Here is a 15,193-nt window from a genome sequence, read left to right as displayed (position 1 = left end):
GGCCGGTCAGGCACCGCACATCAGCGACCTTACAAAAACATCTCCCGACTCAACCCATGCCGCTGCATTTTTTCATTGAAGGTGCGGCGCGGCAGTTGCAGTTCTTCGAGCACGGCTTTCACATCACCCCTGTGCCGGGTCAAGGCGGCGCGCAGGCATTGGGCTTCGAAGGCTTCCTGCTGGGCCGCGAGGGACTGGCCCGGCTCGGTGTCCAGGGCGGGCAGTTGATCCAGGCCCAGCACCTGGCGTTCGGCGACGTTGGCCAGTTCGCGCACATTGCCCGGCCAATCGTGGCTGAGCAGATGGCTCAGCTGCGGGCCGCTCAAGGGGACGGCGGGGCGGCCGAGGCGTTCGGCGGCGCTGTGGGTGAAATGCTCGAACAGCAGCGGAACGTCTTCGCGTCGTTCTCGCAGCGGCGGCAGGCGCAGCTCGGCGATGTTCAGGCGATAGGCCAGGTCTTCGCGAAAACGCCCGGCCCGGGCTTCGTCCAGCAAGTCGGGTTTGGTGGCGGCAATGATGCGCAGGTCGACGTTGATGCTCTGGTTGGAACCCAGGCGTTCGAGTTTCTTTTCCTGCAACACGCGCAGCAACTTGGCTTGCTGGGCCAGCGGCATGCTTTCGATTTCATCGAGGAACAGCGTGCCGCCGTCGGCATATTCAAGCTTGCCGATGCGCTTGCCTTGGGCACCGGTAAAGGCGCCGCTTTCATGGCCGAACAGCTCGGCCTCGAACAGCGGTTCGGGAATCGCTGCGCAGTTCAGGGCCACGAACGGTTTGCTGGCCCTTGGGCCGAAGTCGTGCAGGCAGCGGGCGACCAGTTCCTTGCCGCTGCCGGTTTCACCGCGGATCAACACGTTGACCGGCAACGTCGCCAGGTCCAGCACCTGGCGACGCAGGTTCTGCAATGCGCGAGAGACGCCAAGCAGGGTGGTGTCCAGCTTGGCGCGGGCATCGGCCTGTTCGTGCAGCCGGCGGTTTTCCAGAATCAGGAAGCGCTTGTCCAGCGCCCGGCGCAAGCTGCCCAGCAGTGCGTCGGGGCTGAAGGGCTTTTCGAGAAAGTCATAGGCACCATCGCGCATGGCTTCCACGGCCATCGGCACGTCACCGTGACCGGTCAGCAGGATCACCGGCAGGTCCGGGTCCCGCCGGCGCACTTCGGCCAGCAACTCCAGGCCGCCCAGCCCGGGCATGCGCACGTCGCTGAGGATCACCCCGGGGAAATTCTCCGGCAGCTTTGCCAGGCATTCTTCGGCGCGACTGAACAACTGCACCTGGAACCCCGACAGGCTCAGCCATTGTTCGACCGCCGTGCGGATGCTGCTTTCGTCATCGACGACCATGACCGAGTCAAGCATGCAATTGCGCCTCCTGATCGATGGGCAAGGTCACGCAGAATACCGCGCCATGTTCATGATTGTCCGCCGTCAAGCGGCCGCCGGACTCATGGATGATCGCAAACGAAACCGCCAGCCCCAGGCCGAGGCCGTCGCCCACGGCCTTGGTGGTGAAGAACGGATCGAAGACCTGGGCCAGATGCTCTTCGGCGATCCCGGTGCCGCTGTCGCTGACGCTCAGGCGCCACAGTTGCTCATCGGCCTCCAGGCGCACTTCGAGGCGCTTGAGGGGTTGCTCGACCATGGCGTCGAGGGCGTTGCGCAACAGGTTGATCAGGACCTGTTCCAGGCGGATCGCGTCGCCACGCACCCACGCCGGACGGGTCAGGTACAACACGGTACTGACGTTTTCGTCCCGCAGGCGTGTGTCCAGCAATTGCAGGGCCTGATCCACCACCGCCGCCAGGTCCAGGCGTTCGCGCAGGCCGCTGGGGCTTTTGCGGGCGAAGGTTTTCAGGTGGCCGGTGAGGGCGGCCATGCGGGTCAGCATGTCGTCCACCGGCTTGAGGGCTTTGTAGGCATCGTCGACGCGGCCATGGTCCAGCAGCAGGCGCAGGGTGGCCAGTTGCATGCGCTGGGCGGTCAACGGTTGATTGATTTCGTGGGCGAGCGCGGCGGACATCTGTCCCAGGGCGGCGAGCTTGGCTGATTGCACCAAGCCGTCCTGGGCGGTGCGCAGTTCGCGGGTGCGTTCATCCACCAGCCGTTCAAGTTCCTCGCGGCTGCGCTGGCGCAGCCTTGCCAGGCGCCATCGCTGATTGAGAAACAGCAGGAGAAACACCAGCGCCAGCCACAACCCGGCGGCGGCGAGGCCGGCGTTGCGCAGGTCTTCGAAAGCGATCTGCGGACGGCGTAGCAGGTGCAAGGTCCAGCCTTCGCTGGTCAACGGCAGGGATTCCCACAGGTAATCCGCCGCGCCGCCGGGTGCCTCGACCCGTGACAAGTGGCTGCTGTCGTCAAAACGCCGCAGCGGATCGAAGGCCAAGGGTTGCAGCGGTTGCTTGTCGTATTGGCGGGTGGCCTTGAGTTCCGCGCGGTCGCTGTCGGTCAAGGGTTGTAGATGGCGATAGCGCCAGCCGGGGCGGTTGGCGATGAAGATGATCCCCCGCGCATCGCTGACCAACAGGGTGTCGCTGCCCTGGCGCCATTCGCGCTCAAGCTCCGGGAACTCCAGTTTCACCACCATCGCGCCAAGGAACTCACCGTTGTCACCGGTCACCGCACTGGACAGAAAATAACCTGGAATGCCGCTGGTCACGCCCACCGCATAGAACCGCCCGGTGCCCAGGGTGCGGGTCTGGAGGAAGTAGGGACGGAAACCGTAGTTGTGCCCGACGTAGCTGCTGGGCAACTGCCAATTACTGGCGGCGACCGCCAGGCCGGTGTGGTCCAGCAGTTCCAATGTCGAGGATTGTGCGGCGCCGTTGATCTTTTCCAGCTTGCGGTTCAGGGCGTCCTGTTGCGCTGGGTTGACCGGCCCCTTCAAGGCGTCACGCAGCTCCGGGTCCAGCGCAAGCACGGCGGGCAGGGCGCGGTAGCGTTCGATCAAGGTGTGCAACGAATTGGCGTACAGCGCCAGTTGCTGGCTCGCGCGGCTGGCGTCTTCTTCCAGCGCCTCGCGTTCGGCGTGGCGCACGGCCAGGGTGGCGGCCAGGGCGGCGCCGAGGAGTATCAGCGCGATGGCGACAATCAGGCGAAAGGTACGAGGAGTCGGCAGCATGCAGGCGCAAACCGGTGGGAGTCGGGGGCGAACCATAGCATGTTGCTCGCAGGCGCCAAACAGGCCGTGTCGCCGTGTCTTGTCCGGAAACACGTTTGAGCTGGTGACGACGGGGGACGTCGTCTAGCGTCAGGGTTCACTTGTCACGGATGACTGCAACACATGACGACTCTGCAAATATTGGCATCGCAAACACCGCGGCCAACCCACCCTCAGGAATGGCTCGTCCATGCGATACCGGACTGGCTGCCCAAGCTCTCCTCGCCACAACGAACGGCGCTGATACACGCCGCCGGGCCAGTGCCATCGGGGTTAACCCAGGCCGGCGCGGCGGATAAGGCGCAGCTCAAAAGCGCCTTGCAAGCCCGTTGGACATCCCGGCAAAAACTGGAGCAAGTGCTCGGTCGGCTCCAGTCGATCGAAGCCTTTGCCGAGCCGCTGCTGGTCGCGGCGTTGCAACAGCGCTGCAATATCACGCTGGATGTTCGGCAGACATACTTGCGGCTCTACGTTCCGGAGGGCATCTTCGTCGCGTACCGGACCCGCACCATTTCGCTGCTGGATGCGGCCCTGCAGAATTTCGAGGCGAAAGAGGCCCGCCCAGGTTTTTTCGACGACGCGTCCTGTTTCATTAGCCGGCCCTCGGCCACCGGGCAGTTCGATATTTTGCCCATGGGCGAAACGCTGGCCTTGCCGGTCTTCGTGGCGCTTTGTCGGGAGTTGGACATCGGTGGGCGCTATCAAGCGTATCTGAAGAACAACTTGCTCGATGAGCCGGTCGCCAGCGCTGTTGTGCAGGCGTGTCTCCAGAACAATGACAGGGACGCCTTCCGGGCAGCAGCGGCCGTCGCGCGGATCAGGGGCGATATCAGCCCGCAGTGTTATCGGACCTTGCAGGCACTGAGCGTCGGCCAACGAACGGCAAGTTATCGCGGCAAGCCGCAGTACGGCCACGACCTTTACCTGCTCGACACGCTCCTGATCGGTATCGTCATTTTCGCGCCCGACCTTGAGCAGAGCCGGCAGGCCGAACCGGTCGTGGTGTATATCCCCGACGATCCGGAGCATCCGCTCAGGCAGTACGGTTCCACCACGGCGTTCTTCACAGCGCTGGCCGTTCGATTACGTTCAGCGAGCTACCAACAGTTTTTCAATCGCTTCATTCCCTTGGCCAACCGTGGGCGTTTCTTTGCCGCCCTCAATGCGCAGTTGTTCAAGGCCCGGCGTGAACCGGTGGAAAATCCCGCGTTGCGAATGACCAGCCGGCAGGTGAAGGGCGACCTATGGGTGCATGGGTACGAGCGACGACTCGCCCAGATCATCCAGGATGCCCGTCTGCTCGCTGTGCCGACGGGAGACGAGGATCTCAAGTCGCGCTGGGCTCGCTGGGACAGTTTCATGCAGGTCGCCGAGACGGTGCTGGAACTGGCGGCCTTCACGGCAGCGTCGTTCGTGCCGGTACTTGGCGAAGGCCTGTTGGTCTACACCGTTTATCAACTGCTCGACGAAACGTTCGAGGGCATTGTCGACTGGTCCCAGGGCCGACGTGCCGAAGCCGCCGCACACTTGCTCGGGGTGGCTGAAAACATGGCCCTGATGGGGGTTTTCGTCGCAGGGGGCAAGGTGGTGGGAGCCGTACGCTCAACCCGACCCTCATCGTTTGTCGCGCAGATGAAAGTGGTCCAAGGGCGTGACGGGCAGGCGCGTCTATGGCACCCGGACCTCGCCCCCTATGCGCAGTCGCTGGACCTGGACACACAGGCGCAACCGCAAGCCAATGGCCTTTATCTTCACCAGGCGCGAGAGGTGCTGCTGCTCGATGGGCGACAGTACGTGGTCGAACGGGACCCATCGGGCACCTATCGCATTCAACACCCCGTACGGGCCGATGCGTATGCGCCCCGGCTTGCCCATAACGAGGTCGGCGCCTGGGGCCACGAGGCCGAACGTCCATTGGCCTGGCAGGGTACGAAACTGATGCGGCGCCTGGGACACAGCGTCGATTCATTTTCGGACGAAACCCTGGAACAGATCCGCATCGTCAGCGGCGTCGAAGAGGCCAGCTTGCGTCAGTTGCATGTCGAGCATGCCCGGCCTCCGGTGTTGCTGGCCGAGACCATCAAACGTTTCAGGGCCGCACGGGGGATTGAAGAAGCCAACGGACCGGTGATCGACGACGCGGTCGGTGCCGATGTCCAGGTCTTGCAGGAAGCGTTTCCCCAACTGCCTCGCGCCCTGGTGGACGAGCTGTTGATCGACGTCACCGAGGTGGAGCTCCAGCAAATGAGCGAGCGCCATCACTTGCCTCTGCGGGTGCGCCAAGCCGCCCGCACGGCCATGGGCGAGTGGCGGATTGCGCTGGCCTATGAAGGTCTGTATTTGCCCACCAAGGGCAATCCCGACACCTGGCGTCTGGCGTTGCACAGCCTGGCGCAGTGGCCTGAATGGCCGGCGCAGGCGCGCATCGAGATTCGCGAAGGGGCGCCGGACGGACCGCTACTCGACAGCATTGGGCCGTCGTCATCGACCGTGCGCAAGGTACTTGCGCCGGTGGAAGAAACCACACCTCGGGTTTTTGGCGAGCAAGGCAATTCCGTGCACAGCGCCGAGGATTTTTATACGCAGGTTCTGAATGCCCTGACCGAGGCCGAGCGTCGAACGTTGGGTTACAACCTGGGCGACGGAGGGTTGCTGAGACAGGCAGTCCAGCGAGCGCCATTGGAACGGGCAATGTTTCGAAAAAACCTCTTGGACGGTACCGGGGGCGTGGTGGAATCGTCGATTTCTGCGCGTCTGCTCGGGAAGCAGCGAGGGTATGCGCGGCTCGATGAGCGGTTGCTTGGCACGGGTGATGCCTTGGGCCTGGAAGCGCGGTTCAGGGATTTGTTTCCGGCCGCCACGACCGAGATATTTTCTGATCTCAGGCAGTCATTTTCTACCGATGCCCACGTCATGGACTTCCTGTCCAGACAAGAGACGGAGTGGAATGCATTGAATCAAGTGTTGGACGGCTGGGTTTGCTCGCCGTCCGGAGAGCGTTCGGTCCACAACCAGGAATATCATCGTGGCGATATCGCCAAGACGATCAAGCAAAGCTGGCAGGGAAAATACGCGCCTTCCTCCGAACCGGGCCAAGCGCAGGGTGAGCAAACCCTGGATTTGAGTTTCAAAACGGTAGAGCAGTTTCTGGAGACGCTACCACCCCTCAATGCCCGTTTTGAACATGTGGCCGTCGTGCGCCTCAAGTATGCGAAAGTTCGCGGCGACCTCTCCGCCTTTTTCGAGCATTTTCCCAATGTGCGAGAAGTGTACCTTGACCATAACGAACTGACGGACCTGACACCGGCATTGCCTCACCTGCGAGGCCTCAGGTTGTTGAGCTGTTCGGCGAACCAGCTCCGGCTGACATCGAAAGGGGTTGAGGAACTGAGCACGTTGGCGTTGCTTGAAGTCTGCCGGCTCGATAACAACCCGCGCCTGGGCGCTGTACCGGATATTGGCCGGATGCCAGCGCTCAGGGTATTGGATTTGCAGAACACCGGTGTTCGAGAATGGCCAAGCGGGTTGTTCGAATTGCCCCGGCCCCGTGATTTTGAACTGAGTTTGCTCGGTAACCCGATCGAACAATTGCCTCAGGTGGTGGAGGGGGGGCCGCAGGCTCGCTTGATCGCCAGGACCTGGTTGGACAGGGAGGCGCTTGCGGATAACGTTCACGTTCAACTCGACGCCTATATCCGGTCGGTGGGGTACGATCCGGCCCGTACCCGCCCTCCCACTGGCGAAGAGGGCCGTCGCTATTGGCTCGAAGGGAACCTGCCCGAGCCCAACGAGGTTTTGCGGCAACGTTGGGACGACCTTGAAGCGGAGGCTGGGTCCCAAGGCTTCTTCGATCTGCTTGCACAACTGACGGAGTCCGCTGATTACTCGGACCTTTCAAGACGCTTCGGACTCACCAGCCGGGTCTGGCGGATGCTTGCGGCCATGGGTGAAAACACTGAGCTGCGCCAGGAACTGTTCCGTGTCGCGATGCATCCAGACTCTTGTGCCGATGCCGGCTCCCAGATATTCAACGAGATGGGAATCAAGGTTCTGATTCATGAAGCCTACCGTTCGGCCTCTGTGCAGGAGATTGAAGCCAAGCTCGTAGCGCTAGCCCAGGGCAAGTCGCGCCTTGATCAACTGAATGAAATTGCGCGGGCCGCCATCCAGCAAAGACTGGCTGCCGGGGAGCATTTCCAGGCGCTCGATGATGAAGGAGATATAACCGGAACGATCGATGAGGTGGAAACGTACCTGGCCTATCAAACCGGTCTTGCTAAACAATTGGCCTTGCCTTGGCAGTCCGAGGGCATGTTGTTTGGTGAGCTTTCCGGGGTCGATGAGCACATGCTGGAAGATGCTTATCGAACTGTTTTGGAACTGGAGATGGGCGACGGGCGGGTTAATCAGATCATCGGGCAAGACTTCTGGCAGGTTTACCTCCGGCATCGATATCCAATCGACATCGAGGAAAACGAAAGGATTTTCGCTGCGAAGGCCGATGCCTTGCTTGAGTCGTGGGAGGGCCGAGCCTTGACGGGCGATGAATATGCCAGACAAATCACCCTTCTGGGCGACGACAGGAAAACACTGCACAGACGTCTGACTGAAGAGATCTTGAATAGAACAGAAGCGTAATGGGACGGCGGCCTTGAAGTATCGGGCCGCTATCGACGGACGCCATCATCTCTGTGTTAGAAATTCTTCAGGAATAGCCGAGGTCGTCTTTTCGTACTTAACGTAATCGCGCTCCGTTCGTCCGCTTATGATCTCAACGTGCGTGGGAATAATTCCCGCGCAATTAAAACACGTAATGAAGTTGTCACCCTGCTTGTCGCCACTTCGCAATAATCGCGTGTCGATAACGATTTCTCCGGACTCTACTATGTCGGCCCCCCACTTGTTTCTGGCGAAGTTCAACGCTTGCACCTCGGCGTGCGCTCCGGGCACACCCGCAGAAATCGGTACGATGTAGTGACTGGCTATCACATGTGTTTTGATCTCTTCAATCGTCTCCTGATGCAACGGGTTGTTTCTGCCCTGTACGTTATCGGGACGTTGGTATTCAGTCTCCAGGGCCCCGACAAAAAGGTTAAGGTCCCTGATCTTAGAGGCCCCCAGCGAGAATGGCTGTCCATAGCTACCGTCAATCTCGCTGTATTGTTGCATGCCTATGAACGGCTGGGCGCCGCTGGGAGAAACGTCCTTGTTATAAAAATCTCGAACAGCGTCGTTGTTAGTGGGGTTCAGGACGGCTGCAAACGCAACCAATTTGTTGTTGAGTGCCGTTTTGGTGAACGCCTTGCCTGGGTCATCTGTTTTATTCAACGCCGTGGCAATGAATTTTGGTTTCTGTGCGGGTCTGATTTTCTTCGCGTCCGCCTCCTGCTCAAATCTTTCCTTTAATTTGTTATAAGCGGTCGTCACGTACGCGACCCGAGCGGTATTGTCGTCGCGGAAAGCCTCTATGCGTTTCTTCCTGTCGAGCCCTGTCAGGTCAACGTAGGACAGCGGGTTATTCCCCACCATCGCATACAGATTCAACCCATCCACCGGCCCCGCCGGGTCCGGGTTGATCCAGCGCATCATCCAGGGTGCGTAATAACGAAAGCCGTAGTAATAAAGCCCCGCGCTATCGCGCTCCTTGCCGGAATAACGAACCGTCTTATAACTGGCCTGCACCTGGGAATCGGCCGCCCACCACGCCGTGCCGCCAAACGGATAATAACCTTCGTGGCTGATGAGCCTTGCGTCCTGGTCCAGTTCCATGGCCAGCGAGCCCAGGTGATCCTCCAGGCTATAGCGCACCTGGCCTTGCTCGATTTCAGTCGGCCGGCCCTTGGCCCAGTGGAGCGCGTGCACGTTGGACGCCGGGCCTTGCAGCGTGCAGGCGTGGAGTTCTTCGCTGTCGTCCAGGGTGCGGATCTCCAGGCCCGGTAGATAACGCACATCGCGCACATGGGTGACGGAGGCGGCTTGGGTGGTTCGCAACTTGCGCATGCGGATGCCCTGGGCGTTATAGGTGTAATGCTCGGCATCGTCTTCGGCGTCTCGGCGAAGTACTTGGGTCACCTTCTGCAATTGATTGCGCCAGTTCCACGTCAGGTGCTGTCCGGAGGAGGGCAGGGTCAGTTGATTGCCGCCGGCATCGAAGTCCAGGTCATCGCCAATAGGGGGGGCGCCCTTGTGCCATTGCAGGCACCGGTTGCTCGATGAGTCCATGGTCAGGTGCAGGGTGTGGGCCTGGCCTGGGGCTGCGCTGGCGTGAACCAGTTTTTCCAGGTTGCCGCCCCGGTCGTACTCGTAGCGTTGGGTGTATGGGGTCCGCAGGGACAGGTCGGATGGCGGGACCAGCCCCGGCAACCCCGGTTGCATGCTCGCTCCGGGAATTTCCAGTCCCGTGGCGCTTTCCAGGCGATACAGGCTGTCATAGGCGAAGGTGCGAATGCCTTCGCTGCGCTGGTTGGCGTGGTAGCGCACGGCATGGGTGTGATCGGTGATGGACGTGACGTTGCCCACCGGATCGTAGCGATAGCCGAGGTGCTGATGGACATCGCTGCCCTTCATGGCCTTGAGCTCAGTCAGGCGTCCGTTGACCGGGTCGTAGTCGAACGTAGTCGTGATGCCGTTGCCGGTTGTGCACGCTTGACGCTGCCCTTCGGCGCTGTAGCTGAATTGATCGCTGATCAGCTCGGCGACGGGGGAGCCGGCCCATTGCAAACGCACACGCTTGGGCTGACCGGCAACGTCAAGCTCGATGTGTTGCCGATGCCCCTTGGCATTCGTCAGTTCCACGGCATCACCCAAGGCGTCGTAGCGCCAACGGCTGTCGTAGCGGTCAGGCTCCAGCAAACGTTCGCGTCCTGTCTCGTCTTCCGGCCAGTCGGGCAATTCCAGCGTATCCAGGAAACGTTGCCCCTGGTGCAGGGGCAGGCCGGTCAGCGAATAATCGTCAACGATGACCAGCCCGGCCGTGTCGTAATGCTCCACCAGGCGACTGCATCGATTGTGCAAGGCGTTTTCATTCGAACGGTTGCCGTAGCGCAGGCGACCAACCGTGGCCCAGGCCTGGCCGCGCTCGCGGATCAGCGTGGGGCGCAATTGCGAGTCGTATTCGGTCTGCTGCGCGTTGCCGCGTGCGTCCCAACTGCGCAGGCGCTGGCCGGCCAGGCCGGGCAATTCGCAACGCAGGCCCGCGTCAATGCTTTCAGTGCGCAGCGGTGTGCCTGACAGGCTATAGAGGCTGTGCAGGTTGACTGTTTGCGTCCCGTGGAATCGCGGGTCCCATTGATCGACGATGCGTCCGGCAACGTCATACGCCTGGGCTGTGACCAGCGTTTGGGTTTCTTCGCTTCTCGCGTCGCGTAAATAGTCCACTCGCCGGACCGGTCCGGCCCGCCCGTCGAAAACCGCCACGACTGGTGTCTTTCGATGAACCTGCGCATTCACGGCGCTGTCCCCGGATCCGTATCGTTGTAATCGTGGTTACACTGGTACCACGGATGATAGACGTGCCAGGCCTCATGCCCCTTGGCATTGATGACCTTGACCAGCCGTCCGGGCGGATCGTAGAACTGCTGATCGTGGTAGCCGTGTTCGCGCAATGAAGCATCGTTGATGTAGCGCCAGGCATCGGCGAAATAAGGGCGATAGACCCGTGTCACCAGACCTTTGTTGTTGTACTCGACCCGTTCGCTGACGCGCCAACGAGGGTCGGCCTCATGCTGTATCGGTTTGCCTTTATCGTCCAGCAGCAGCGAGCCATTTTCGGCCACGGCATAGGCTCTCCCTGCCTCGACCCGTTGCTTGGCTTGCAAGGAGCGGCCAAAGCCATCGACAGCGCTGAGGGCAATGCGGATCTGGCGCAATGGATCGCCCGGGTAGCGATCGGCACTCAGCACTACGCTGTGGGCCGGTTCCCGATCTGTCGCCTGGATCAGTGCCCAGAGCATTTCCTCGCCCGCAGTCCTCGTTTTCAGCAGGGCCAGGCGAGCACGCGCCGAGGCGCGAATGTGGCCGCTGGGCAGTACATGGCGAGCATTGATCCATCCATCGCGCAGCTGCGGCAAGACCGGCGCCCAGTCAAGCGTGCCCATCCAGCTCATATATTCGGTCCGCACGGCGCTGGCCATGGTGCCCAGGGTGTCCACCGGATTTTCAATGGCGTAAGCGGGAGACAAGTCTTCGGGCGGGTCATAAGCCTCGATGGAATCGAAACCTGCCGGAGCGCCATTCTCGGTGCCGTGAAAGGTGACTGCCAAAGGCACGCCGGCCGGGCCATAAAGAGCCTCTTGGACATTGTCGTTGGCGTCGATGATTTTTCGTGGCAGGAGCGAGTGGTAGTCGTATTCGACGTGGGTCGTGCAGCCGTCCGGCAGTGTTACGGCGACGGGCATCAGGTAATAGACGTCGTACTCGGTGGTGGTCACGCCATGACTCTGGGTTTCCTGCAACGCACTGACATGGAAGAAACCTTCCAGCGGCAGGTACGTGGCGAAGCCGACTTGTTTTGACCACAGGTTCCGGGCGCTATCCTCGCCTGGATCTTCAGGCAGGAAAAGCTCCATGGGCTCGAAGCCAATCGTTTCCAATTCCTCGCGGATGTTGAACGATCCAGGCACGACGTCGTAGGCGTCCAACGCCTGCTTGTCGAACTCGGCCACTTGCAACGGACCGCGCAAGGCCTGGAACAGGATCTTGGCTGATCCATCGCGCAGGTAGGTCTGTTCCTCCAGGGCGATCAGCACACGGGCGGTTATCCAGGCCGGTGAGCCCTGATGTTCAAGCAAGCCTTCGTAGCTGACCTGTTGTGGCGTAAGGCCGTCCGGGAGTAGCCCTTTGGGGCGCTGCAGTCCATTGGTCCGGGCACGCCAGGGCAGGCCCAGTCGCTGGCGTAGTCCTTCTTCATCGATAAGGTGTTGATGGTCGGCCAGGCTTTCGGTCAGGTGGTACACCTGCTGTTGATCGTCGTGCGCATCGCGCCACCAGGTGTTCTCATCCTCATCGTCGAAGGGCGGCTCATCGTCCGCTGTCAGGCGTCGCGCGTAATTGACCAGGAAACCATGCGTCAGCTGGCCGTAGTGGTCCCAGGCCAGGTTGATGCCGTGCTGGGCTTGCGGGTCGTTGATGAAACCGTCGTATTGATGGCTGACGGTTTCCAGCGCCAGGACCAGCAAGCTCTTTTGGCCTTCATGGGGTTGGCGCAACAGGTAACGCTGTTGCGTCACGGTGTAGGGCGCAAGCATGGCCATCGATTCGGCGTGGTGGGTTTCGCTGCGCAGTACCTGGCCACCCAAGGCATAGGCCATTTCCCGGGCGGTCTCCGGGTCGGGGGTGATGATCTGGTCGAAGTGGTCCCGTTCGTGGAACCGGGCCAGCAGCGTGGGCCCCAGCGGCGGGGCGTCGCCGTCGATCCCGAAACAATCCTTGAGCGGTGGGTCGACGGTGCGGCCGGTGTGGAACCAGGTCTTGACCAGCACGGGAGCGGTGAAGCTGTCGTCGGTTCCAGCGGCGGGGACTTCGCTGTCAAGCTGATACAGCCGGCCGAAGCCACGGAACTCGCGGTGATAACTGTCGTAGTCGCCTTCAAAATAGCTGAAGTGTTGGGTCAGGCAGTTACCGGTGATCTCGTCCAGTTGTTGTTGGCGCGCCACCAGTGGGAGGGCCATGGGTAGATAGCAGATCGATGGTTGGCGGCGATCGAGCAGCTCGGCTTTTTCATCCAGCCAGAACTGCGCACTGCTGCGGTAGGCCAGCGTACTGCTGCAACCCATGTTGTTGTTCGTGGCGCTGAGCAGGTAGGGCCTTGAGGCGACGAAATCGTAGCGCCAATGGCGTGGTTTCAGGTCCGGCGTGTGATGGGGAACGCTCAGGATCAGGCTGGCACAGCCCAGGCCTTGCAGATCGACCAGGGTGACCTGGCAAAGGCGGTCATAGCGCAGGCCCTCGGGCCAGGACACCCGCAGGGGTGTCTGCTCCAGACCATTGCCGCCACGGTTGAAGTAGATCTCGAAACAATCGCTTAGCAGGTAAATCAACGCGGGCGCCCCGGAGCCATCCAGGTCGGCGATCCGCACCCGCTCCGCATCGAATTCGTCATAGTTGAAGGGCAGGGGGCTCACGACGAAACCCTTGCCGAAGCGCCCGTGACCCAGATTCGGCCAACACTTGACCTCATTGAAGCGAATACGACACAGCTCTGTGCTGTCGCTGCCGAGCATATTGCCAAAAAACACCAACTCGCTGCGCACGTCGCTGAACAGGGGCAGGTCGCTGTCCGGTTCATGGGGAACGTCCACGCCAGCGGCGAAGCCTTGTTCGCGAAGATTGGCATAGAGGCGCACGCTTTTCGGGCCGATCACCGCCAGCGACCGCAACCCGTCGCCAGCCAGGTCGCCCAGTTGCGCGGCGGGGTGCAGGAACTCCGTGGGGAAACGCTTGAAATCGCTGACGGTCGACCAACTGCGGTCCGGGTTCAGCGTATAGAAGCCGCTCGAGCCGGGCTGGGCGATGATCCAGTTGAGGCGGCCGCTGCCGGTCAGGTCAGTGAGCAATTGCATCACCGTTGAACGGTCGGTCGCCACCGGAATACTCGGCAGGAGCGTCCAAGGGCTATAGCCGATCTCGTTGCTGTCGCCGGTCATCCCGCGCTCGGGTTCGCAGTAATACCAACCGTTGCCGTATCGGCACAAGAAGCCCGGAACGCCTTCGCCGTACAAGTCGACGCATTGATAACGCAGGCCATCTTCCAGGGCGGGCATTGTCTCGAGGGCCAGGAACGTCTCGGGTTCCTGGTTCAGCTCGAATTCGCTGTAGTGCAATTCGACGGGGGGGCTGTTTTCGACCCGGCCGTCGGCGTCCCAATCTTGATAATGGGCGGCGGTCAGCGTGCTGTAGCCCAGCTCGGTCGCGGTGTATTCCAAGAGCAATCGACGCACCAGCGCGGGTTCGGTGCTCGCTTCGGCGGGGAGGTGGTGGAACATCAACACTTGATGACACAAGCGCCGTGTACCGATTTCGAAACCGCATCGGTAGGCATGGAGCGGGTCGGTGCGCGGTTGCCAGGCGTCTTCGTCGGCTGTCCATGCCGGTTTTTCATCGAGCTGGAGGGTGCGCTGTCCGTAGTCGAATAGCAGATGGAAGTGCCAGGGCAAGGAGGCCGGGTCCGCCGATTCGAAGCAGTAGAAGGTTTCGCTGGCCGCCGCATTGCCATAGCACACCCGTCGCAGGTAGCGCTGGGCGCTGTAGTCGTGGTCGCCTTCGGACTCGGCGGGGTCGGCTGCGTACTCGTAATAGATGTGCTCGCCCAGCGGGCTGACCTCCTCCAGCAGCAACCATTCGGCGATGCGTGTCGGTTTCCCCGGGGTGGGATCAGCAATGCGCGACGCTTCGCTGTTCCCATAGCAATACAGGTGCCCATTGCTGCCCTGCACTCGCCAGAACGGCAGGCTGTCGATGGACGTCCAGCGTTCGTAGACGTCGAATGTGCTTTCGATCCTGGGAAAATAACGCACCACGGCGAACGTACGGTCGCCGATCTTGCGATGGGTCTGTCCTTCGAGATCAGGCCAGCGATCCACCCCGTCGGGACCGACCATGACGTCGTCTTCACCGTAATGCGGCACGCCTTTGCTGGTCTTGCGAGCAATGCTGGGGATCGGCAACTGCATGCCGATACCAAACGGGCCATTGCCGCTCTGGCTGTTGTATTGCAGGGTCAAGGCTGGCGTCAGGTGGCGAGCACTCGACACGGGCAGCGGCAACGCAAACGAGGCGGCGCCCCGGGTGCCCACCGGGCCGAGACTGTTGCCGAGGGTGGCGATCGATGCACTGCCGGCGATGGTGGGTGTGATGATCTGTAGGGGCGCTTGCTCTGCCATGGACGTTCATCCCTTTGATCAGCACCAGGCGTGATGCCTGGCCAGGACGAGGATGCCAAGGGAGAGCGGGGCTGTAACCTGTCAGATCTGACAGGTGGGCGGGCTTGGCCGATGAATGGCGTTGCTCAAGCAAGACCAGAGGGGACACACCCTGTGGCGAG

The 15,193-nt window shown here is 61.4% G+C and carries 5 protein-coding genes; 1 reads left to right on the top strand and 4 read right to left on the bottom strand.

What is annotated here, in order from left to right:
- Window positions 1-29 precede the first annotated feature (29 nt).
- Together OC610_RS09605 and OC610_RS09600 are read right to left on the bottom strand one after the other, a co-directional pair.
- Window positions 30-1,355, bottom strand: a complete 1,326-nt coding sequence (locus OC610_RS09605) for a sigma-54-dependent transcriptional regulator (protein ID WP_264427593.1) — start codon at window positions 1,353-1,355, stop codon at window positions 30-32.
- Entirely contained in the window at window positions 1,348-3,114 is a 1,767-nt protein-coding gene (locus tag OC610_RS09600) for a sensor histidine kinase (protein WP_264427592.1), read from the bottom strand. Before OC610_RS09600 ends, OC610_RS09605 begins: the two co-directional genes overlap by 8 nt.
- A 162-nt stretch (window positions 3,115-3,276) precedes the next feature.
- Between OC610_RS09600 and OC610_RS09595 the strand changes: the two genes are divergently transcribed.
- Window positions 3,277-7,791, top strand: a complete 4,515-nt coding sequence (locus OC610_RS09595) for an NEL-type E3 ubiquitin ligase domain-containing protein (RefSeq protein WP_332880469.1) — start codon at window positions 3,277-3,279, stop codon at window positions 7,789-7,791.
- A 45-nt stretch (window positions 7,792-7,836) separates the two neighbouring features.
- On the opposite strand, the gene OC610_RS29620 is transcribed toward OC610_RS09595, so the two are convergent.
- Both OC610_RS29620 and OC610_RS09585 read right to left on the bottom strand, forming a co-directional pair.
- On the bottom strand, window positions 7,837-10,569 hold the full coding sequence (locus OC610_RS29620; RefSeq protein ID WP_264427590.1) for an RHS repeat-associated core domain-containing protein: 2,733 nt from the start codon (window positions 10,567-10,569) through the stop codon (window positions 7,837-7,839).
- Window positions 10,570-10,598: 29 nt separating this feature from the next.
- A complete protein-coding gene (locus OC610_RS09585; RefSeq protein WP_264427589.1) occupies window positions 10,599-15,032 on the bottom strand; it encodes a SpvB/TcaC N-terminal domain-containing protein in 4,434 nt (1,477 codons plus the stop codon).
- Between the last annotated feature and the right edge of the window lie 161 nt (window positions 15,033-15,193).

This window comes from Pseudomonas agronomica, from assembly GCF_025917275.1.
Lineage (GTDB): Bacteria > Pseudomonadota > Gammaproteobacteria > Pseudomonadales > Pseudomonadaceae > Aquipseudomonas > Aquipseudomonas agronomica.
Note: the sequence above shows the minus strand (reverse complement) of the source record. Positions and strands in the feature narration are given on the sequence as shown.